Here is a 21726-nt window from a genome sequence, read left to right as displayed (position 1 = left end):
CTGCGTACGGCTGTACGAACCTGCGGCCGCGGGCGGCTATTCGACGCGACGCAGGGCGTCCGCCGGCCTCAGCCGTGAGGCGCGCCAGCCGCCGAAGCCGCCTGCGACGAGTCCGCCCGCGACGGCGAGCGCGACGGCCAGGCCGATGGTGGAGAGCGAGACGGGTGCGGTGAGCGCGATGTCGAGGGCCTTCCCGGCCCCCTGCTGCGCGGAGCGCATCATCCCGCCGCCCCCGCCGCCCGGGCCCTGGAGCCGGCCGGCGCCGCCGGCGAGCTGCGCGGTCAGCTGCGGGCTGATCGCGGTGATGGCGTAGGCGGCCGCGAGGCCGAGGCCGATGCCGAGCGCTCCGCCGATGAGGCCGTTGACCAGGGCCTCGCCGGCGACCTGGCCGGTGACGCGGCCGCTCTTCCAGCCGAGCGCCTTGAGCGTGCCGAACTCGCGGACCCGCCGGGACACGGCCGAGGAGGTCAGCAGACCGGCGACGAGGAAGGCGGCGAGGAGGACCGCGTACGAGAGCCAGGTGCCGACGGTGGAGGCGAGGGAGGCGGCGGTGGAGAGCGAACCGGAGACGGTGTCGGCCAGGTCGGCCGAGGTGGTGACGGTGGTGTCCGGGACGTTCTTCTGGATGGCCTGCTTGACGGATCCGATCGCCTGGGAGTCCTTCGCCTGGACGTAGACCGTGGTGATCTTGTCGGGGGTGCCGGCGAGGGTCTGGGCCTGCTTGAGCGGGACGTAGACATTGGCGGCCGCGTCGCCGCTGTCGGCGGTGGCGATCCCGATCACCTTGAACTTGGCGCCCTTGACGGTGACTTCGGAGTCGACGGCGAGCTTGTTCTTCGTGGCGTAGGCGCTGTCGACGACGGCGACGGCCGCGTCGGTCTCACCGGCCGCGAAGGTGCGGCCCGAGGTGATCTTGGAGGTGGTGAGCGGTCCGAGCTCGGGCCGGGTGACGTCCGCGCCGTAGACGGAGAAGGAGTTGACGTCGAAGTCGGCGCCGCCGCCCTCGACCGTACCGCCCGCGCCGCCGCCCGTACCGCCCGAACCGCCGCCGGTGGCGCCCGGCCCGGCGGCCGTGCCGCTGCCCGCCGCGCCCTCCGCGCGCCGGAACTCACCGCGCCGGAACTGGCCGTTGACCTTCATCACCTGGAGGCTGAGGCCGCCGACGGCCTGCGCGACGCCGTCCTGGCCGGACACCTTGTCCACGGTCGCGGCGTCGAGGGTCTGAAAGCCCTGCGGCATGACGAGGTCGCTGCTCTGCTCGGCCCCGGTGTCTCCCTCGCCCTTCGCATCGAACTGGAAACGCGGCCGGGCCGCGGTATCGCCCTCGGCCGGCGGGGTCTGGGCCTTGGTGACGGTCATGTCCGTGCCGAGGCCGTAGAGCGACTGGAGGACCTTGCCCTGGGCCTGCGTCATGCCCGCCGAGACGGAGGTGACGACGATGACGAGGGCGATGCCCAGCGCGAGTCCGGAGGCGACGACGAGCGCCGCCTTCCTGCGGCGGCGCAGTTCGCGCCGGAGGTAGGTGAAGAACATGCGGGCGAAGCTAGGCAGCACCGGTGACGGCCGGATAAGCCGTCCATAAGAGCCGGATGAGAACCCGAACTCACAGGTGGAGCACAGGAATCCGTGCCCGCATACGCAAACGGACGGCGGGGAGCCCCCTGGCCGGGGCTCCCCGCCGTCCGTCGCGGGGTTCAGCTGTCGTGCCGGAAGGTCAGACGGCCGAGCCCGCCTTCCAGTCCGCCCAGCTCATGTTCCAGCCGTTGAGGCCGTTGTCCGGCTTGATCGTCTTGTCCGGGGAGTTGACGACCGTGACGACGTCACCGATGAGGGAGTTGTCGTAGAACCAGGCCGCCGGCTGGTTCGGGTCGTTCGCGCCCTTGGCGTCGTTCAGGCCGACACAGCCGTGGCTGGTGTTGGCGTTGCCGAAGACCGAGTCCGCACCCCAGTAGTTGCCGTGGATGAAGGTGCCCGAGGTGGACAGGCGCATCGCGTGCGGCACGTCCTTGATGTCGTACTCGCCCTTGCCGTCGTCGTCCGTGAAGCCGACGGTGGCGCCGTTCATCCGGGTCTCCTTGAACTTCTCGGAGATCACCATCTGGCCGTTGTACGTCGGGTTCGCCGGGGCGCCCGCCGAGATCGGGATGGTCTTGAGGACCGCGCCGTCCCGGGTGACCGTCATCTTCTTGCTCTTCGCGTCGACCGTGGAGACCTGGCTCCGGCCGATCTTGAAGGTGACGGTCTTGCTCTGCACGCCCTGGATGCCCGGGCCGCCCGTGACCCCGTCCAGCGCCAGCTTCAGGGTGACGGTGGAACCCGCCTGCCAGTACTTCTCCGGGCGGAAGTCCAGCCGCTGCGTGCTGAACCAGTGGCCCACGACCTCCTGGCCGCTGCTGGAGGTGACGGTGATGCCCGCCTGGACGGCCTTCTTGTCCTTGATCTGCTTGTCGAAGGTGATCGAGACCGGCATGCCCACGCCGACGGTCTGGCCCTCGTCCGGGATGAAGGAGCCCACGAAGCTGTTCTGCGGGGAGACGGTGGTGAAGGAGGCGTTCTCGTGCGCCTCGCGGCCCGCCTCGTCCTTCGCGGTCGCCGACAGCGCGTACTTGGTCGAGCGCTTCAGCGCGCCGTCCGGCTTCCAGCTCTTGCCGTCGGCGGCTATCTTGCCCGCCACCGCCGCGCCCTCGGAGCTCTTCAGCTCGACCTTGGTGAGCGTGCCCTCGGTGACGGCGACGTTGGCCGCATCGTTCAGGCCGACGTTGGTGGCGCCGTCCTTGGGCGTGATGGCTATCTTGGCCTGGGAGGCGTCCTTGGCCGCGGCCGCGTCCACGTCCGCCTGGGACTTCGCCGATGCCTCCCCGCTGGCCTGCGGGGTCTTCTTCCCGCCGTCGTCGCCACCGCACCCCGCGAGCACCAGTACGCCGCCGAGTACGGCGGATATGGCCGCCAGGGACCTTCTCCGCCGCTTGCTGTCCGTCCTCACACGCCACTCCATCGTTGCCGGAACCCCGAATTCCCCGGGCAGGGGGCATGACCCCCTGCCTCGTCCTGACAACGCATTACACCCCGAGGTGCTGCCACATTCCGTTCGAATGTGGTCAACCCCACCGTCAGGCGTTGTCAGTCTCTTCGTCGAGGTCCCCATCTTCCTCGTCGAGGTCCCACTCCATCGACTCGGGGTCGTATTCCACGGGCTCGCTGCTCCAGGAGGCCTGCGCGAGCTCCACGCCGGGGATGTCCGCGACCAGGTCAGTGGGGTCCACCAGGTAGGCCAGGGCCTCCGACTCGTCCTCCCGGACGGCCGCCTCGGCGTGGCCGCGCTCCTCGTCCGGCATGAACTCGTCGGCCTTGATGTGCGCGAGGGCGGCTCCGGTGAGGGCGTCGACGTCCGGCACTTCAAGTACCAAATCAACCCGAAGGCGTACGTATCGTGAGGTCTCAGAAGGGTTCATACGACGGAGAGTAATCCCGCGACAGCCCCGGCTTTCCCACGACCCGCCCCTTTCCGTAGCATCACCGCACGGGGCCAATTCGCTGCTGCCACAAGGGGGATCGCACCGTGTCCGCACGTCGATCAACACTCACCGCTCTCGGAGCGACCAGCCTCCTCGCCATCCTGTGGTTCGTCCCCTCGGCCAACGCCACCGCGCCCGGGCACGCGAAGGCCGCCTCCGGCGCGCCCGCCGCCGCGAACACCCAGGTCCAGGGCGCCTCCGCGACCTCCTCCGAGGCCGCTCCCGCCCTCGCCCTCGCCGACACCGGCGGCGTGGACACCACGCCCTACCTCCTCGGCGGCACGCTCTGCCTGGGCGCCGGAGCCGGCTTCGTGGCCTTCTCGGTACGCCGCTCGCGCACGGCGTAGCGGGCCCGGGACACGCGAAGGGTGCGACCCCGGGGACATCCCCGGGGCCGCACCCTCGCTCTTTTCACTCTTCCCGTCAGGCGAGGGGGCCGGTGACGGTCTCGACGGCGTCGACGAGTCCACCCGAACGGACGAAGGCGTCCGCGGCGGCCAGGTCGGGCGCGAGGAAGCGGTCCGGCCCGGGACCCTCCACACCCGCCGCACGCGCCGCCTCGATGGCGGCCCGGCTGGCCGGCGCCGGGGTGAGCCCGTGGCGCAGCTCGATCGCGCGGGTGGCCGCGTACATCTCGATCGCGATGATGCGGGTGAGGTTGTCGACGGCGGTACGGAGCTTGCGCGCGGCCGACCAGCCCATCGAGACGTGGTCCTCCTGCATGGCGGAGGAGGGGATCGAGTCGGCGGAGGCGGGGACCGCGAGCCGCTTCATCTCGCTCACCAGGGCGGCCTGCGTGTACTGGGCGATCATGAGCCCGGAGTCCACGCCGGCGTCGTCCGCGAGGAACGGCGGCAGGCCGTGCGAGCGGTTCTTGTCGAGCAGCCGGTCGGTGCGCCGCTCGGCGATCGACCCGAGGTCGGCGGCCGCGATGGCGAGGAAGTCCAGGACGTACGCCACCGGGGCGCCGTGGAAGTTACCGTTGGACTCCACGCGCCCGTCGGGCAGCACCACCGGGTTGTCGACGGCGGCGGCCAGCTCCCTCGATGCCACGAGGGCGGCGTGCGCCATGGTGTCGCGGCCCGCGCCGGCGACCTGCGGGGCGCAGCGCACGGAGTAGGCGTCCTGGACGCGCGGCGCGGTCTCCTCCTGGTAGTGCCGGACCAGCCCGGAACCCTTCAGGACGGCGGCCATGTTCGCGGCGGAGGCACCCTGGCCGGGGTGCGGGCGGATGGCGTGCAGCTCGGGCTGGAGCACCTTCTCGGTGCCGAGCAGCGCCTCCAGCGTCAGCGCGGCGGTGATGTCGGCGGCCGTGTACAGCCGGCCGAGGTCGGCGAGGGCCATGACCAGCATGCCGAGCATGCCGTCGGTGCCGTTGAGGAGGGCGAGGCCCTCCTTCTCGCGGAGCTCGACGGGGGCGATCCCGGCCTCGGCGAGCAGCTCCCCGGCGGGGCGCACGGTGCCGTCGGGGCCTTCGGCGTCCCCTTCCCCCATCAGCGCGAGCGCGCAGTGGGACAGCGGCGCGAGGTCTCCGGAGCACCCCAGCGAGCCGTACTCGTGCACGACGGGGGTGATCCCGGCGTTGAGCAGGTCGGCCATCGTCTGCGCGACGGACGGGCGGACGCCGGTGTGCCCGGAGGCGACGGTCTTGAGCCGCAGGAACATCAGCGCCCGCACGACCTCGCGCTCGACGCGCGGGCCCATGCCGGCGGCGTGCGAGCGGACGATGTTGCGCTGGAGCTGGGCGCGCAGCTCGGGGCTGATGTGCCGGGAGGCGAGCGCCCCGAACCCGGTGGACACCCCGTAGACGGGCTCGGGCTTCGCGGCGAGCGCGTCCACGATCTCGCGGGCCCGCCCGAGCGCGGCGACGGCCTCGGCGGAAAGCTCGACGCGGGCGTTGCCGCGGGCGACGGCGATCACGTCTTCGGCGGTGGTCCCGGACGTTCCCACCACGACAGTGTGCATATCCATATTCAGCACCCTACGGACTGAATCCCTCCATGTCACCCCTCTCAATGCGCCGCTCGCACCACTCGGCCCTGGCGGGCCTCCCGGGCTTCGCGCCGCTGCGCCGAACTCCGTCCGGCGGTGGCCGGTCGGGGCCGACGCCACTGCCCGTCTGGTGCGGGGCTGGTGGGCGAGTGCGGCAGATTGGGCCCTGCGGGGCAAGGTCCCCTACCCGCCCTTCGCCCGTTCCCCGGGCTCCGCCCGGACCCTTGCCGGGTGCGGCGCCATTCCCGGGGGTCCGGGGCTTTTCAGCCGTCCGGCGCTCGCGGACCGGGGTCTGGGGCGGAGCCCCAGGTGGTCCGGGGCGGAGCCCCAGGTGGTCCGGGCGCAGCCCGGGTCCCCCTCCAGCCCGTCCGGCGCCCGAGGACCGGGATCCGGGCAGCGCCGAATCCAGCCCCGCCGGCGTTTGAGGCGCGGGGCCTGGGGCGGAGCCCCAGGGGGTCCGGGCGCAGCCCGGCACCCCCTCCAGCCCGTCCGGCGCCTGAGGACCGGGATCCGGGCAGAGCCCGGGGAACGGTGGAAGGGCGGGTAGGGGACTCCGCCCCGCAGGGCCGACCCACCCCGCCGCCAGAGCGGGGAAGCACCGCCCGTACGGGGCACCGACGCCCCATCGGACCACCGGCACCCGGGCACGGAGCGCCGGGAACCCGGGGCGGGCCACCGGGCCCGGAGCGGGGTGCCGGCGCCCGGCCGGGGTGCCGGGGGCTCGGCTGGCACGCCGGGGGCCCGGCCCCGCACCGTTAGGCCCGTCCCCGGAAGCGCCGCCGCTCCCCCGGCCCCCCGGGCTCCGCGTCGGCGAGCCGGACCACCGCCGTGTCCCGCCCCGCGACCACCGGCTTCGCCGACCGCGCCGCCTTCGCCTTGTACTGCGCCGCGTCCGCGAGCCGGAACAGCCGCCGGGAGGATTTCACCGGCCCGATCGGGTCCCCCGTGGAGGCGACCCCGCAGGCGACCCCTTCCCCCAGCTCCAGCTCGGCGGCCCGCAGGCACACCTCCTCGGTGACCCGTACCACCTCGTCCGCCGAAGGCCCCACGCTGACCAGGCAGAACTCGTCCCCGCCCAGCCGCGCCACCAGCGCACCCGGCAGCATCGCCCCGCACAGGCTGAGCACGGAGCCGAACCGTTCCAGCAGCCGGTCGCCCATCGCGTGGCCCAGGGTGTCGTTGACCTTCTTCAGGCCGTTCAGGTCGCAGACGACCAGACTCACCACCACGCCGGCCCCGCCGCGCCGGTGCTCCTCCAGCGCCTCGTCCAGCCGCATGTCCACGGCCCGCCGGTTGGCCAGCCCGGTCAGCGGGTCGGTGAAGGCGAGCCGCCGGGCCTCCTCCAGCCGGTCGCTCTGCGCCAGCCCGGCCGCGATCACCGCCGCGAGGACCTCCCCGAACTCCGCGTCGTCCTCGTCGAAGTCCGCCATACCCTCGTCCCGGGCCACGTACAGCTCGCCCCAGGCCCGCCCGCTCAGCACGATCGGGGCCACCACGCACGTACCGCGCCCGCGCCGCCGCAGCGCCTCGCCCCGGCGTCCCGGCCGGTCGCCGACCGCGCTGTCCACCCAGGCGTGCGGGCCGCCACCGCCGACCCAGCGCTCGTGCAGGAACTCGGTGATCTCGGGGAAATCGTGCACGGGGTACGACTCGTCCTCGGGGAACTCCTCCTCCCCGTCCCGGCGCTCCCCCTCGTTCACGAGCACCCGCAGGCGCCCCCGTTCCCGCTCCCACGCGGAGATCGCGGCGAACGAGCCGTCCATCGCCAGCCTCGCCCCGCGCGCGGCGGCCCGCACGCTGTCCCGCGGCGTGCACGCGGCAGCCATGGCCTGCGCGAGGCCCACAACGGCTCGAAGCCGCCCGTCAACACCCATCACCCCAGGTTAGGGAGTTTTGTCCGATTTAGTGACAATTGGCGCGACATTCAGTCGCACCAAGATCACAACGTGTCACGAAGGGGCCTACGGGGCGCAACCGGGGCACGCTCACACCCCCGGCCACTCCGGCTTCCGCTTCTCGTTGAACGCCGCCACACCCTCGGCCCGGTCCCCGGAGAAGGCCACCGTCCGCCACGCCGCGTCCTCGATCTCCAGCCCGGCCGCCAGGTCCATGCCGTGCCCGAGCCGCAGCGCCCGCTTGGCCGCCCGCAGCCCGACCGGGGAGTTCGCCGCCATCGCCGCCGCCATCGCGAGCGCGGCCTCGCGGTCCGTCCCCGCCGGCACCACCGAGTCCACCAGCCCGAGGTCCAGCGCCTCCGCCGCCTCCACCCGCCGCGCGGTGAAGATCAGCTCCGCGGCCCGCGCCGCCCCCACGCGCCGCGGCAGCAGCTGCGTACCGCCGCCGCCCGGGATCACCCCGACCGACACCTCGGGCAGCCCGACGACGGCCGTCTCGTCGGCCACGATGACATCGCACGCGAGCGCCAGCTCGAAGCCGCCGCCCAGTGCGAACCCGTGCACCGCCGCGATCACCGGCATCGGAAGCTCCAGCACTCCCCCGTACGCACCCCGCGTGGTCGGCCGCTGCCGCAGCAGTTCGGCGTCCGAGAACGAGTTCCGCTCCTTGAGGTCCGCCCCCACGCAGAACGCCCTCTCGGCGGCCGAGGAGAGCACGACCACCCGTACCGCCGGATCCGCCCCCAGCTCCGCACACGCGGCGACGATCCCCCGCGCCATCTCCGTGGACACGGCGTTCATCGCCTTGGGCCGATCCAGCACCAGCTCGGCGACGCGCCCGTCGCCTTCACGACGTACCACGGCGAACTCTCCGAAGCGCTGCTCCGACATCTCTACGACCCTCCAAGTTAACGACCGTTATCAACGGACTCTAGCGCGCGACGCAGTTCAAAAGGAGACCCCTGGCAAACCAATTCTCGACAGAAAGGGACCTTTGCGAACGTCGCACTAAAACTCACGATTCGATCCCTACAGTCACCGTTGTGCAGCTGCGCTACAACTACCGCCTGTACCCGGACTCCGCCCAGCGCCAGGCACTGGCCCAGGCGTTCGGGTGCGCGCGCGTGGTGTGGAACGACTGCCTGCGCGATCGCCGTCAGGCACGTGCGGCAGGGCTGCCGTACGTGACGTCGGCCGAGCTGTCGCGCAGGCGCATCACGGAGGCCAAGCGCACCGAGGCGCGCAGTTGGCTCGCCGATGTGTCGGCTGTCGTTCTCCAGCAATCCCTACGGGACCTCGACGCGGCCTTCAAGAACTTCTTCGACTCGGTCAAGGGGAAGCGCAAGGGCCCAAGGATCGACCCTCCTCGCTTCAAGTCGCGCAAGGACGCTCGACAGTCGATACGCCTCACCGCGAATGCGTTCGTGGTGCGCGGGAACGGCACCCTCTACCTGGCAAAGATCGGCAACGTCAGGATCCGATGGTCCCGGGCCCTGCCCGCACCTGCGACATCCCTCTCCGTGGTCATGGATGCCTGCGGCCGCTATTTCGCGAGCTTCGTAGTGGAAACCGGGCAGGAAATCCTGCCCAAGGGGGAGACCGAAGTCGGCCTTGACCTCGGTCTCACGACCTTCGCCGTCCTCTCGGACGGCACGAAGATCTCCTCGCCACGGTTCCTACGCCGAGCGGAGAAGAAGCTCAAGCGGCTCCAGCGGGAGGTTTCCCGCAAGGTCAAGGGGTCGAGGAACCGGGCCAAGGCCCGCATCAAGCTCGCCCGGCAGCACGCCCGGGTGGCCGACCAGCGCAAGGACTGGCACCACAAGGCATCCACGCAGATCATCCGCGACAACCAAGCGGTGTACGTGGAAGACCTCGCGGTGTCCGCCCTGGGCCGCACGAAGCTGGCTAAATCCATCCACGACGCGGGATGGGCCCAGTTCGTCGGGATGCTGGAGTACAAGGCGGTCCGGCACGGCCGCTACTTCGGGAAGATCGGCCGGTTCGAGCCGACCTCCCAGGTCTGCTCCGCCTGTGGCGTCAAGGACGGGCCCAAACCCCTCCACGTCCGCCTATGGACCTGTCAGGGGTGCGGCACCGTCCACGACCGCGACGAGAACGCAGCAAAGAACACCCTGGCCGCCGGACGGGCGGACAGGCTGAACGCCTCGCAGAGCGCGGAGAAGACCAGGACAGCCGTCCCGGCACCGCGCGATGAAGCAGGAAGCCTCCCAGGCGACCGACCGGCCGCGGCAGGATCCCCGGGCCCACCGGCCCGGGGGCACGTCAACCGGGGATCTTAGGGCTCCGCCGCGTCAGCGACCAGGGCTCCACGACGCCGAGGCCGCGGACCGGGCGCTGGAACATCGGCTGGAGCGCGAAGCGGTAGGTGCCGCCGCCCTCCTCGTTCTCGGCTTCCTTCTCCGAGACCGGCGCCGCGCCCGTGCGGCCCAGTTCCTCGGCCATCGCGCCGTCCACCAGGACCGCGTCCTTCGGCGCTATGGACGTGAGGCGCGAGGCCAGGTTCACCGTGGTGCCGAAGACGTCGCCCATCCGGGTCGTCACCGTCCCGAAGGCGATGCCCACGCGCAGCTCCGGCATCTGCGGATCGGCTTCCATCGTCTCGATCAGCCGCAGCGCGATCTCCGCCGCCGTCGCCGCGTCGTCGGCGCAGTACAGCACCTCGTCGCCCAGGGTCTTGATGAGCCGGCCGCCGTGCGCCGCCACCAGGTCCGCCGAGGTGGTCTCGAAGGACTCGACCAGCTCGCCGAGCTCCTCCTCCTCCAGCCGCCGCGTCAGGCGCGTGAAGCCCACCAGGTCGGCGAAGCCCACCGCGAGGCGCCGGTCGACCATCTCCTCGTCGTCCGCCACCTGCACGACCCGCCCGGTGGCGGCCGCGAGCTGGCGCCGCCACACGTAGACGAGGAACTCCTCCAGCTCCGGCAGCAGCAGCTCGACCAGCGGGTACGTGACCTCCGTACGGGTCATCCCCGGCTCCGGCGGCTCCGTCAGCCCCTCCAGGAAGGAGTCGATCTGCCATTCCGCGAGCCGCGCCGTGGTCTGCCCGGTCGACCGGGCCACCTGGACCGCCATCGGCTCGCTCAGCAGCCCGGCCTCGACGAGGCCGGCGAGCCGGCGCAGCGCCAGTACGTCGGCCTCCGTCAGGGCCCTGGCCTGGCCGATGTCCGCGAAGCCCATGGCCCGCCAGAAGCGGGAGGCGAGCTCCATCGAGACACCGGCGCTGCGGGCCGCCTGGAAGGGGGTGTACCGGCGCTCTGCGCCCAGGATCAGCTGCTCCAGGCGGATCGCGAGCGGGTCGGCCGTCGGCTGGGCCGTGTGGTCGACCTCGTGGTGGGGAGTGTGCTGCTCGCGCCCGATCGGGGTGGCGTGGACTCCCGAGCCGCCCGTCGTCGTTCCGGGGGCGGGCGTTCCGGGGGCGGGCGCGCTGGACCGAGGGTCGTCGACGGTCAAGGGCCGCCTCCTGTCCATTGCCGTGCGCACTGCCGAACCGGGTGATCGCCGGGAGCACCGGGATCGCCTAAACCATACGGCAGGTGTGCCGTAGCTCACTCCCCCGCTCCACCACCCGGAGCGCTCCCCCCGCGGGCTACCGCACGGAGCGCAGATGGACGACGTCCCCTGCCCCCACGGCCTCGTGCCGGTCCTCGGCCGTCCGTACGACGAGCCGTCCGTCGGTGTCCACCGCTTCGGCCGTCCCGGTGAGGGTGCGCCCGCCCGGCAGCTCGGCGCGCACGTGCTTGCCGAGGGTCGCGCAGCCCGCCGCGTACGTCTCCTGCAGGCCGCTGGCCGCCGGATCACCGCCGGCCGCGCGCCAGTCCCCGTACCACTGCTCCAGGGAGCGCAGGACGGCCTTGAGCAGCGGGTCCCGGTCGGTGACGGTGGCCTTGGCCAGCACCAGCGACCCGGCGGTGTCCACCGGCAGCTCGGCGTCGGTCAGCGTCACGTTGAGCCCGATGCCGAGGACGACCCCGTCGCCCACGCGCTCGGCGAGGATCCCGCCGGTCTTGCGCTCCTCCCCGTCCACGGTGACGAGCAGGTCGTTGGGCCACTTGAGACCGGTGTCCACCCCGGCGGCCCGCGAGAGCCCGGTGGCGGTGGCCACCCCGGCCAGCAGCGTCAGCCACCCCCACCGCTCCTGCGGCACGTCGGGCCCCGGCTTCAGGAGTACGGAGAAGAACAGCCCGGACCGCGCGGGCGCGACCCAGCTCCGGTCGAGCCTGCCCCGCCCGGCGGTCTGCTCCTCGGCGACGAGCACGGCCCCCTCGGGCAGGGTCGCGGCCCGGGCGGCGAGATCGCTGTTGGTGGACCCGGTGGAGCCCACCACCTCCAGCGAGGTCCACAGCCCCTCCCCGGTCACGAGGGCCCGCTGCAGCGCGGCGACGTTCAAGGGCGGCCGGTCCAGACTCGACCAACGGCCCGCGGAAGCACCTGCTGAAGCATCTGATGACATGATCGGATCCTTATGTCGCTACGTCGCCTTGTGTGACCCTCTGACCCGGGATTGCACACGGATCGTGATCGACCCTAGCGTCCGGGCCGTGGGGGATTCTCCGGTAAAGAGGGCGTTCAGGTTTCGTTTTTACCCTGATGACGCGCAGGCGACAGAGCTGTCGAAGACATTCGGGTGCGTGCGGAAGGTCTACAACCTCGCGCTGACCGCCCGCAATGACGCCTGGGTACACGGGGAACGCGTGAACTACGCCCGGACCTCGGCCCTCCCCATCGTCTGGTCGCGCCGCCTCCCCGAAGGCGTGGAGCCCAGCACGGTCACCGTGTCCCGGGACGCGGCCGGCCGCTGGTTCGTCTCCCTGCTCTGCGAGGACGTCCCTTCCCCCATGCCCGCCACCACCGCCGCGGTCGGGATCGATGCCGGCCTGACGACCCTGGTCACCCTCTCCACCGGGGAGAAGGTCTCCAACCCGAGGCACGAGCGCCGCGACCGGGAGCGACTGGCCCGCGCACAGCAGGCACTGTCCCGGAAGGAGAAGGGCAGCAGGAATCAAGCCAAGGCCCGCACCCGCGAACAACAAGCTCGCCCGGGCCATCTCGGACGCGGCCTGGCGCGAGCTGCGGAGGATGCTGGAGTACAAGTCGGCCTGGTACGGGCGCGAGCAGATCGTGGTGGATCGATGGTTCCCCAGTTCGAAGCTGTGCTCGGCCTGTGGTGACGTGGCCGCCGCCATGCCGCTGAAGGTGCGCACGTGGACCTGTGAGGGTTGCGGCGCCGTTCATGACCGGGACGGCAACGCCGCCGTCCATCTCTTCGCCGCCGGGTCGGCGGTATCCGCCTGTCGAGTGGACAGAAGACCTGCCGGGGGACCCTCCCGGCAGGCGGTCCGCGGTGAAGCAGGAAGCCCGCCCGCGAGGGTCGGGACGCAGGCCCCTAAGGGGGACGGCGAGGCCAAGCAAGCCAGATGAGGTGTGTCAAACGCCGCACCGCCGAGCGCCATGCCCGCCGATACGCTACGCACCAGTAGCTAGTAAGAACCAAGTAAGTCACCAGGCAGTTGACACCACGCAGGGAGCCGCGACCCCGATGTCACAACCGTCAGAGCCGATCGACATGCACACCACCGCGGGGAAGATCGCGGATCTGCAGCGCCGCGTCGAGGAAGCCACGCACGCCGGGTCCGGGCGGGCGGTGGAAAAGCAGCACGCCAAGGGGAAGCTGACGGCGCGTGAGCGGGTGGCCCTGCTGCTGGACGAGGGGTCCTTCGTCGAGCTGGACGAGTTCGCCCGGCACCGGTCGACGAACTTCGGGCTGGAGAAGACCCGTCCGTACGGCGACGGCGTCGTCACCGGCTACGGGACCGTCGACGGGCGGCCCGTCGCCCTGTTCTCGCAGGACTTCACCGTCTTCGGCGGGGCGCTGGGCGAGGTCTACGGCCAGAAGATCATGAAGGTGATGGACTTCGCGCTGAAGACCGGCTGCCCGCTGATCGGCATCAACGACTCCGGCGGCGCCCGCATCCAGGAGGGCGTCAGCGCGCTCGGCATGTACGGCGAGATCTTCCGCCGCAACGTCCACGCCTCCGGTGTGATCCCGCAGATCAGCCTGGTCGTCGGCCCGTGCGCCGGCGGCGCCGTGTACTCCCCGGCCATCACCGACTTCACGGTCATGGTCGACCAGACCTCGCACATGTTCATCACCGGCCCGGACGTCATCAAGACCGTCACCGGCGAGGACGTCGGCTTCGAGGAGCTGGGCGGGGCGCGCACGCACAACAGCACGTCCGGCGTCGCGCACCACATGGCGGGTGACGAGAAGGACGCCATCGAGTACGTGAAGTCGCTGCTGTCCTACCTCCCGTCGAACAACCTCTCCGAGCCCCCGGCCTTCCCCGAGGAGGCCGACACCGAGGTCTCCGAGACCGACCGCGAGCTCGACGTGCTGATCCCGGACAGCGCGAACCAGCCGTACGACATGCACAAGGTGATCGAGCACGTACTCGACGACGCGGAGTTCCTGGAGACCCAGTCGCTCTTCGCGCCGAACATCCTCACCGGTTTCGGCCGCGTCGAGGGCCACCCGGTCGGGGTCGTCGCCAACCAGCCGATGCAGTTCGCGGGCTGCCTGGACATCGACGCCTCCGAGAAGGCGGCCCGGTTCGTGCGGACCTGCGACGCCTTCAACATCCCGGTGCTGACCTTCGTCGACGTCCCGGGCTTCCTGCCGGGCACCGACCAGGAGTACAACGGAATCATCCGGCGCGGAGCCAAGCTCATCTACGCGTACGCCGAGGCCACCGTCCCCCTGATCACCGTCATCACCCGCAAGGCCTTCGGCGGCGCCTACGACGTGATGGGCTCCAAGCACCTGGGCGCCGACCTCAACCTCGCCTGGCCGACGGCGCAGATCGCCGTCATGGGCGCGCAGGGCGCGGTCAACATCCTGCACCGCCGCGCCATCGCCGAAGCGGAGGAGGCCGGTACCGCCGACGAGACCCGGGCGCGGCTCATCACCGAGTACGAGGACGCGCTGCTGAACCCGTACACGGCCGCCGAGCGCGGTTACATCGACGCGGTGACCATGCCGTCCGAGACCCGGGCGCACGTGGTGAAGGGGCTGCGGCAGCTGCGCACCAAGCGGGAGTCGCTGCCCCCGAAGAAGCACGGCAACATCCCCCTCTAACAGCCGGTACGAGGAGCTCGCAGTGGTGATCAAGGTCGTCAAGGGGAACCCGACCCCGGAGGAGCTGGCCGCCGCACTGGCGGTGGTCCGAGCGCGCGCGGCGGCCCTCGCGTCGGTGCCGCCGGGCGCGGAGCGGGTGACCGACGCGTGGGCGGCGCCGGGCCGGGTGGCCCGGCGGACCCTGCCGCGCCCCGGTCCGGGCGCGTGGGGGCGTACGTACTGGCCCGCTTAGGCCCGTACCGGCCCCCGGATGAAGTCGGCGTGAACCACCCGTGGCGCTTGAGTACCCGTACTCAGGCGCCACGCGTGTGCCCGGGCCAGGATCGGAGCATGCTCTGGTCAGACCCGAAGAACGAGCCGCCGAAGGACATGCGCGACGCCGCGGCGATGGTCCGGCGGATGACGGTGGTCGTCGTCATCGCGATGGTCGTCGTCGTGTACGTGCTGGGCGTGGGCGGTTTCTAGCCCCACGGGCCCTCCGGGGCCCGGCCCGGCGCCCCTACGATGGCGGGCATGACTGCTGCCCCCCGCCACGCCCTCGTCCTCGCCTCCGCTTCGCCCGCCCGGCTCAACCTGCTGCGGCAGGCCGGGCTCTCCCCGCACGTGATCGTGAGCGGGTTCGACGAGGACGCCCTCACCGCCGACTCCCCCGCCGAGCTGGCGCTCGCCCTGGCCGAGGCGAAGGCGGCCGTCGTGGCGGCCCTGGACGAGGCCGCGGGCGCCCTGGTGATCGGCTGCGACTCCGTGCTGGAGCTGGACGGCGAGGCGCTGGGCAAGCCGGCGGACGCCGATGAGGCCACGGCCCGCTGGAAGTCGATGCGCGGGCGCGCCGGGGTGCTGCGCACCGGGCACTGCGTGATCGACACGGCGAGCGGACGTCAGGTTTCGGCCACTGCCTCGACGACGGTCCGCTTCGGCGAGCCGTCGGACGCGGAGGTGGCGGCGTACGTGGCGAGCGGTGAACCGCTGCACGTGGCGGGGGCGTTCACCCTGGACGGGCTGTCGGCCCCGTTCATCGAGGGGATCGACGGGGATCACGGCAATGTGATCGGGATCTCCATGCCGCTGCTGCGCTCGCTGCTGGCCGAACTGGGCGTGTCCATCACGGACTTGTGGGCTTGACGTCCCCGAGCCTGCCGAAGTCCCCGAAGTCCGCGAGCGGGTGGCCCGGCGGCGTATCCCTGACCTCGGGGCGCCCGTCGGGGCCGCCCGGGCCCTCCGGGCCTCCGAAGCCGTCCAGGGGGCCGCTGGAGCCGTCTCCGGCCCCGCCCGCGCCCTTGGCCGCGTAGAGCGTCAGGCTCAGCACCAGCAGGCAGAGGATCAGCATCATCACCGCGAAGGCGCTCCAGCCCACGAGGCCGACGACGAGGGCGCCGAGCACTCCGTGGGTGATGGCTGCGCTGATCAGGAGCACGCGCGCGAAGGAGCCCGGGGCCCGGTCGCGGGCCGCGGCGAGGAGCAGGAACACCGCACAGGCGAGCAGGAACACGGCCATGCCGGCGCCCAGCCCGTAAGTTGCCTTGGACATGACATCCGGATCGGCGCCCGCGATGGACATCGACTGGTTCTCGGTGGTCCGGCCCAGGACGAGGTGGACGAAGCCGAGCACCGCCGCCTCCACGACGAGTACGACCGCGGTCGCTCCGGCCACGGATCTCCGCAGCACCATGCCACCCACGCCACCCACACCAGCCACGACGCCCCCACCCCGCATGCACAAGCCCGTTCGACGCCTGGAGGCTACTAACGGGTAAACCTCGGTACAAGGGGCCGGGGCCGCTTCGTTACGGTCGGGCTGCCGTGCGGCGACCCGCCGGTGCCGACAACACGCCCGGGCAAGGAATGCATGGGCCGTTCGTAGGGATTCGACAAAGAATCACCCTGGGCCGCTGACCCGGGGAACAGAGACCCCGGACACACGGCAGGGTTACTGTGCAGTCGGGGATCCCCCTGACATGGGGCGCCACAAGGGTTTTATCGACTCGGGGTCCACTCGGATCACAGTCCGTGTGGGCAAGGTCACCACCGGGGAAGGGTCGAAAGGCCGTGTGGGCTGTCCCTAAACTCAGCTTGTTTCAAGGAGGGAGCCATCGTGCGCAAGGTGCTCATCGCCAACCGTGGCGAAATCGCAGTCCGCGTTGCTCGGGCCTGCCGGGATGCCGGGATCGCGAGCGTAGCCGTCTACGCCGACCCGGACCGGGACGCTCTGCACGTCCGCGCGGCCGACGAAGCGTTCGCGTTGGGCGGTGACACCCCGGCCGCCAGCTACTTGGACATCTCCAAGATCCTGCAGGCCGCAGCCGACTCCGGTGCGGACGCCATCCATCCCGGATACGGCTTCCTCTCCGAGAACGCCGAATTCGCGCAGGCCGTCATCGACGCGGGCCTGATCTGGATCGGCCCGCCGCCGCAGGCCATCCGCGACCTGGGTGACAAGGTCGCCGCCCGCCACATCGCGCTGCGCGCCGGCGCGCCGCTGGTGGCCGGCACGCCCGACCCGGTCTCGGGCTCGGACGAGGTCGTCGCCTTCGCCAAGGAGCACGGCCTGCCCATCGCGATCAAGGCCGCCTTCGGCGGTGGCGGTCGCGGCCTGAAGGTCGCCCGCACCCTCGAAGAGGTGCCGGAGCTCTACGACTCCGCCGTCCGCGAGGCCGTCGCCGCCTTCGGCCGCGGCGAGTGCTTCGTCGAGCAGTACCTCGACAAGCCGCGGCACGTGGAGACCCAGTGCCTGGCCGACTCCCACGGCAACGTGGTCGTCGTCTCCACCCGTGACTGCTCGCTGCAGCGCCGCCACCAGAAGCTGGTGGAGGAGGCCCCGGCGCCGTTCCTGACGGAGGCCCAGAACGCCGAGCTGTACGCGGCGTCGAAGGCGATCCTGAAGGAAGCCGGCTACGTCGGCGCCGGCACCGTCGAGTTCCTGGTCTCCGCCGACGGCCTGATCTCCTTCCTGGAGGTCAACACCCGTCTCCAGGTCGAGCACCCGGTCACGGAAGAGGTCACCGGCCTCGACCTGGTCCGCGAGATGTTCCGCATCGCCGACGGCGAGGAGCTCGGCTACGGGGACCCGGTCCTGCGCGGCCACTCCTTCGAGTTCCGCATCAACGGCGAGGACCCGGGCCGCGGCTTCCTGCCGGCTCCGGGCACCGTCACCAAGTTCGACCCGCCCACCGGTCCGGGCGTCCGCCTCGACGCGGGCGTCGAGTCCGGCTCGGTCATCGGCCCGGCGTGGGACTCCCTGCTCGCCAAGCTCATCGTCACGGGTGCCACCCGCGAGCAGGCGCTGCAGCGCGCCGCCCGCGCGCTGGCGGAGTTCAACGTCGAGGGCATGGCCACGGCCATCCCGTTCCACCGCGCGGTCGTCGTCGACCCGGCCTTCACCTCCGACCCGTTCACGATCCACACCCGCTGGATCGAGACCGAGTTCGTCAACGAGATCCCGGCGTTCGCGGTTCCCGCGGCGGAGGACTCCGAGGACGAGCCGGGCCGCGAGACCGTGGTCGTCGAGGTCGGCGGCAAGCGGCTCGAGGTCTCCCTGCCGTCCTCGCTGGGCATGACCCTGGCCCGTACCGCGGCCGCGGGCGGCGCGAAGCCCAAGCGCCGCGCGGCCAAGAAGTCCGGCCCTGCCGCCTCCGGCGACACCCTGGCCTCGCCCATGCAGGGCACGATCGTGAAGGTCGCGGTCGAGGAGGGCCAGCAGGTCAACGAGGGCGACCTGATCGTCGTCCTCGAGGCCATGAAGATGGAACAGCCGCTGAACGCGCACCGTTCGGGCACGATCGTGGGCCTCGCGGCGGAGGTCGGAGCGTCGATCACCTCGGGCGCGGCGATCTGCGAAATCAAGGACTGACGTCCCCAACCGGGCGTCCGGGGCCCCGGCCCCGGACCCCGCTCCTCAAGCACCGGCGGGGCTGGATTCATCCAGCCCCGCCGGCGTTTGAGGCGATCTTTCAGCGGCGCCGCATGTCCGCGACCCGCGCCCGCTCCGCCTGCTGCTCGTGCAACGGCGGCGGTCCCGCGCTACGCAGCTGCGCCGTCGGGCCGCCCCGGCGCTGCACCGGCAAGGGTGACTCCCGGCGCGGGCGACGCCCGGCCATCCCCTCGCCAGAGGCGCCGCCGGAGGCGGATCCCCCGGCCACAGTGATCTGCACGCCCTGGTCCGCCAGCGCCTGCAACTCCGTACCGGCCCGGTCGTCGTGCGGCGGCGGCTCGTCCGTCACCAGTCGGGTGATCACATCGGTCGGCACGGTCTGGAACATGGTGTCCGTCCCGAGCTTCGTGTGGTCGGCCAGGACCACCACCTCCGCCGCGGCCTGCACCAGCGCCCGGTCCACGCTCGCGGAGAGCATGTTGGAGGTGGACAGCCCGCGCTCCGCGGTGAGACCGCTGCCGGAGAGGAAGGCCCGCGAGACCCGCAGCCCCTGGAGGGACTGCTCGGCACCGCTGCCGACCAGCGCGTAGTTGGAGCCGCGCAGGGTTCCGCCCGTCATCACCACCTCCACCCGGTTCGCATGGGCCAGCGCCTGTGCGACGAGCAGGGAATTGGTGACGACGGTGAGTCCCGGCACCCGTGCGAGCCGGCGGGCCAGCTCCTGGGTGGTGGTGCCGGCGCCGACGACCACGGCCTCGCCTTCTTCGACGAGTCCGGCCGCGACATCGGCGATGGCGGTCTTCTCCGCCGTCGCGAGATGGGACTTTTGCGGAAAGCCGGATTCACGCGTGAAACCGCCCGGCAGTACCGCACCGCCGTGCCGGCGGTCGAGGAGTCCTTCTGCCTCCAGTGCCCGCACGTCCCGCCGTACGGTCACTTCGGAGGTCTGGACGACGCGGGCGAGCTCCCGGAGCGATACCGCTCCGTTGGCCCGCACCATTTCGAGGATCAATTGGCGACGTTCTGCAGCGAACACGAAACTGACAGTAACCCGGGTGACCGTCTGCTTTCAGCTCCTTGCGCCGGAATTCCGAAGTTGTCCATACCGTGGGGCAGTTAGTGGTATACGCGGTCGGCCCGCCGCGCACCTGCTCCGCGACGGGCCGACCGTCCACTCCAAAACCCTTGCGCACCAGGGTCGTTATCGACGCCTATGCCTCGCCGGAGGCCTTGCGCGTGTGCAGCTGGCGGGCGACCTCGGCGATCGAACCGGACAGCGAGGGGTACACGGTGAACGCGTTTGCGATCTGCTCGACCGTCAGGTTGTTGTCCACGGCGATCGAGATCGGGTGGATGAGCTCGCTCGCGCGCGGGGAGACGACCACACCGCCCACGACGATCCCGGTGCCCGGACGGCAGAACAGCTTCACGAAGCCGTCCCGGATGCCCTGCATCTTGGCGCGGGGGTTGCGCAGCAGCGGGAGCTTCACGACCCGGGCGTCGATCTTGCCGGCGTCCACGTCGGCCTGGGTGTAGCCGACGGTGGCGATCTCGGGGTCGGTGAAGACGTTCGAGGAGACCGTCTTCAGGTTCAGCGGAGCCACCGCGTCGCCGAGGAAGTGGTACATCGCGATGCGCCCCTGCATGGCGGCCACCGAGGCCAGCGCGAAGATCCCGGTCACGTCGCCGGCCGCGTACACGCCGGGCGAGGAGGTCCGGGAGACCTTGTCGGTCCAGATGTGCCCGGACTCCTTGAGCTTGACCCCGGACTCCTCCAGGTTCATGTTCGCCGTGTTCGGGATCGCGCCGACCGCCATCAGGCAGTGCGTGCCGGTGATGACGCGGCCGTCGGAGAGGGTGACCTCGACCCGGTCGCCCACCCGCTTGGCGGACTCGGCGCGGGAGCGGCCGATGACGTTCATGCCGCGGCGCCGGAAGACGTCCTCCAGCACCGCGGCGGCGTCCGGGTCCTCGCCCGGGAGCACGCGGTCGCGGGAGGACACGAGGGTCACCCGCGAGCCGAGGGCCTGGTACGCGCCGGCGAACTCGGCGCCGGTCACGCCGGAGCCGACCACGATGAGCTCCTCCGGGAGCTCCTCCAGGTCGTAGACCTGGGTCCAGTTCAGGATCCGCTCGCCGTCGGGCATCGCGTCGGGGATCTCGCGGGGGTGACCGCCGGTCGCGATGAGCACCGCGTCGGCGGTGAGGATCGTCTCGGAGCCGTCGGCGGCGGTGACGATGACGTCCCGCGTGCCGTCGATGCCCTGCGGGCCGCCGAGCTTGGCGCGGCCCCGTACGACCCGGGCGCCGGCCCGGGTGACGGAGGCGGTGATGTCGTGGGACTGGGCGAGCGCCAGGCGCTTGACGCGCCGGTTCACCTTGCCGAGGTCCACGCCGACGACGCGCGCGGCCTGCTCGATGTGCGGGGTGTCGTCCGCGACGACGATGCCGAGCTCCTCGTACGACGAGTCGAAGGTCGTCATGACCTCGGCGGTCGCGATGAGAGTCTTGGAGGGCACGCAGTCGGTGAGCACCGACGCGCCGCCCAGACCGTCGCAGTCCACGACGGTCACCTCCGCGCCGAGCTGGGCCCCCACGAGGGCCGCCTCATACCCGCCGGGTCCGCCGCCGATGATCACGATCCGGGTCACGAAAACTCCGCCTCACGTCTACCCGGCCGGCTGCCGCCCCGGCCGGGGCTTCCGGGGGGTCTCCCCGGGGGATGCATTCCGTACGTCATTGTCCCGCACGCATCAAGGTGCTTCACGCCCGGTCCCACCATCCGGGACGCGGGCCGCACGGACGGCCGGGAGCGCAGCCGGGGCCGCCCCTCCCGTACCCTCGACCACATGTCGCTCTACGCCGCGTACGCCGGCAACCTCGACCCGCGGCTGATGACGCGCCGCGCTCCGCATTCGCCGCTGCGCGGCACGGGCTGGATCAACGACTGGCGGCTGACCTTCGGCGGCGAGCAGATGGGCTGGGAGGGCGCGCTGGCGACGATCGTCGAAGCGCCGCGCCACCAGGTCTTCGTCGCGCTGTACGACGTGGCCCCGCTCGACGAGGACTCCATGGACCGGTGGGAGGGCGTCGGGCTCGACATCTACCGCCGCCTGCGGGTGCGCGTGCACACCCTGGACGGCGAGGAGGCGGCCTGGGTGTACGTCCTCAACGGCTACGAGGGCGGCCTGCCCTCGGCCCGCTACCTGGGCGAACTCGCCGACGCCGCCGAATCCGCGGGCGCCCCGCACGACTACGTGATGGAACTCCGCAAGCGCCCCTGCTGAATCCGGCAGATCCGGCCCG

Annotated in this window: 19 protein-coding genes and 1 pseudogene; 9 read left to right on the top strand and 11 right to left on the bottom strand. The window is 71.6% G+C overall.

Translation table 11 applies throughout. The features are described from left to right. Window positions 1-36: 36 nt before the first annotated feature. The 3 genes from NLX94_RS11565 to NLX94_RS11555 form a co-directional block, all read right to left on the bottom strand. Window positions 37-1533, bottom strand: a complete 1497-nt coding sequence (locus tag NLX94_RS11565; RefSeq protein ID WP_254382570.1) for an ABC transporter permease — start codon at window positions 1531-1533, stop codon at window positions 37-39. A 181-nt stretch (window positions 1534-1714) separates the two neighbouring features. Next, the gene (locus tag NLX94_RS11560; RefSeq protein WP_254382569.1) at window positions 1715-2995 is read right to left on the bottom strand and encodes an Ig-like domain-containing protein; all 1281 of its coding nucleotides are present in this window, start codon (window positions 2993-2995) and stop codon (window positions 1715-1717) included. Between the two features lie 115 nt (window positions 2996-3110). Then, window positions 3111-3395 (bottom strand): hypothetical protein, encoded by a 285-nt coding sequence (locus tag NLX94_RS11555; protein WP_254382568.1) that lies wholly within the window; start codon window positions 3393-3395, stop codon window positions 3111-3113. A gap of 164 nt (window positions 3396-3559) precedes the next feature. On the opposite strand from NLX94_RS11555, the gene NLX94_RS11550 reads away from it, so the two are divergent. Then, window positions 3560-3862 carry a hypothetical protein gene (locus tag NLX94_RS11550; RefSeq protein ID WP_254382567.1) on the top strand — a complete coding sequence of 101 codons (303 nt, stop codon included), beginning with the start codon at window positions 3560-3562 and terminating at the stop codon, window positions 3860-3862. 76 nt (window positions 3863-3938) lie between these two features. Here NLX94_RS11550 and hutH read toward each other — a convergent pair whose 3' ends face one another. From hutH to NLX94_RS11535, 3 genes are all read right to left on the bottom strand, one after another. After that, the gene (gene hutH / locus NLX94_RS11545) at window positions 3939-5480 is read right to left on the bottom strand and encodes a histidine ammonia-lyase (protein ID WP_254382903.1); all 1542 of its coding nucleotides are present in this window, start codon (window positions 5478-5480) and stop codon (window positions 3939-3941) included. 782 nt (window positions 5481-6262) lie between these two features. Then, on the bottom strand, window positions 6263-7381 hold the full coding sequence (locus tag NLX94_RS11540; protein ID WP_254382566.1) for a sensor domain-containing diguanylate cyclase: 1119 nt from the start codon (window positions 7379-7381) through the stop codon (window positions 6263-6265). A gap of 111 nt (window positions 7382-7492) precedes the next feature. Beyond that, window positions 7493-8293, bottom strand: coding sequence for an enoyl-CoA hydratase/isomerase family protein (locus NLX94_RS11535; protein ID WP_254382565.1), 801 nt, complete (start codon window positions 8291-8293; stop codon window positions 7493-7495). Window positions 8294-8445: 152 nt separating this feature from the next. On the opposite strand from NLX94_RS11535, the gene NLX94_RS11530 reads away from it, so the two are divergent. Continuing rightward, window positions 8446-9702, top strand: a complete 1257-nt coding sequence (locus NLX94_RS11530; protein ID WP_254382564.1) for a transposase — start codon at window positions 8446-8448, stop codon at window positions 9700-9702. Here NLX94_RS11530 and NLX94_RS11525 read toward each other — a convergent pair. Both NLX94_RS11525 and NLX94_RS11520 read right to left on the bottom strand, forming a co-directional pair. Then, window positions 9686-10870, bottom strand: a complete 1185-nt coding sequence (locus tag NLX94_RS11525) for an adenylate/guanylate cyclase domain-containing protein (protein ID WP_254382563.1) — start codon at window positions 10868-10870, stop codon at window positions 9686-9688. The genes NLX94_RS11530 and NLX94_RS11525 overlap by 17 nt on opposite strands. A 136-nt stretch (window positions 10871-11006) precedes the next feature. Then, on the bottom strand, window positions 11007-11870 hold the full coding sequence (locus tag NLX94_RS11520) for a biotin--[acetyl-CoA-carboxylase] ligase (protein ID WP_254382562.1): 864 nt from the start codon (window positions 11868-11870) through the stop codon (window positions 11007-11009). Between the two features lie 88 nt (window positions 11871-11958). On the opposite strand from NLX94_RS11520, the pseudogene NLX94_RS11515 reads away from it, so the two are divergent. From NLX94_RS11515 to NLX94_RS11500, 5 genes and pseudogenes are all read left to right on the top strand, one after another. Further along, window positions 11959-12794: pseudogene (locus NLX94_RS11515) on the top strand (RNA-guided endonuclease InsQ/TnpB family protein); the annotation flags it as partial. Between the two features lie 162 nt (window positions 12795-12956). Continuing rightward, entirely contained in the window at window positions 12957-14552 is a 1596-nt protein-coding gene (locus NLX94_RS11510; RefSeq protein WP_254382561.1) for an acyl-CoA carboxylase subunit beta, read from the top strand. A gap of 22 nt (window positions 14553-14574) precedes the next feature. Further along, on the top strand, window positions 14575-14784 hold the full coding sequence (locus NLX94_RS11505; RefSeq protein WP_254382560.1) for an acyl-CoA carboxylase epsilon subunit: 210 nt from the start codon (window positions 14575-14577) through the stop codon (window positions 14782-14784). 98 nt (window positions 14785-14882) lie between these two features. Continuing rightward, complete coding sequence (gene mmpB, locus NLX94_RS38900; RefSeq protein WP_302169215.1) at window positions 14883-15017, top strand: morphogenic membrane protein MmpB; 135 nt, start codon at window positions 14883-14885, stop codon at window positions 15015-15017. Window positions 15018-15065: 48 nt separating this feature from the next. Beyond that, the gene (locus NLX94_RS11500; RefSeq protein ID WP_254382559.1) at window positions 15066-15674 is read left to right on the top strand and encodes a nucleoside triphosphate pyrophosphatase; all 609 of its coding nucleotides are present in this window, start codon (window positions 15066-15068) and stop codon (window positions 15672-15674) included. On the opposite strand, the gene NLX94_RS11495 is transcribed toward NLX94_RS11500, so the two are convergent. Continuing rightward, complete coding sequence (locus NLX94_RS11495; protein WP_254382558.1) at window positions 15655-16221, bottom strand: hypothetical protein; 567 nt, start codon at window positions 16219-16221, stop codon at window positions 15655-15657. The two genes, NLX94_RS11500 and NLX94_RS11495, sit on opposite strands and share 20 nt — an antisense overlap. Before the next feature lie 423 nt (window positions 16222-16644). Between NLX94_RS11495 and NLX94_RS11490 the strand changes: the two genes are divergently transcribed. Continuing rightward, complete coding sequence (locus NLX94_RS11490; RefSeq protein ID WP_254382557.1) at window positions 16645-18399, top strand: biotin carboxylase N-terminal domain-containing protein; 1755 nt, start codon at window positions 16645-16647, stop codon at window positions 18397-18399. A 100-nt stretch (window positions 18400-18499) separates the two neighbouring features. Here NLX94_RS11490 and NLX94_RS11485 read toward each other — a convergent pair whose 3' ends face one another. Continuing rightward, the gene (locus tag NLX94_RS11485; RefSeq protein ID WP_308402413.1) at window positions 18500-19456 is read right to left on the bottom strand and encodes a DeoR/GlpR family DNA-binding transcription regulator; all 957 of its coding nucleotides are present in this window, start codon (window positions 19454-19456) and stop codon (window positions 18500-18502) included. Between the two features lie 175 nt (window positions 19457-19631). Then, window positions 19632-21071 (bottom strand): NAD(P)H-quinone dehydrogenase, encoded by a 1440-nt coding sequence (locus tag NLX94_RS11480; RefSeq protein ID WP_254382556.1) that lies wholly within the window; start codon window positions 21069-21071, stop codon window positions 19632-19634. A gap of 198 nt (window positions 21072-21269) precedes the next feature. Between NLX94_RS11480 and NLX94_RS11475 the strand changes: the two genes are divergently transcribed. Further along, window positions 21270-21707: a gamma-glutamylcyclotransferase gene (locus NLX94_RS11475; RefSeq protein WP_254382555.1), complete on the top strand. Its 438-nt coding sequence runs from the start codon at window positions 21270-21272 to the stop codon at window positions 21705-21707. Window positions 21708-21726 lie beyond the last annotated feature (19 nt).

The organism is Streptomyces sp. TBY4, assembly GCF_024213195.1.
GTDB lineage: Bacteria > Actinomycetota > Actinomycetes > Streptomycetales > Streptomycetaceae > Streptomyces.
This window is presented reverse-complemented; position numbering and strand designations above follow the sequence as displayed.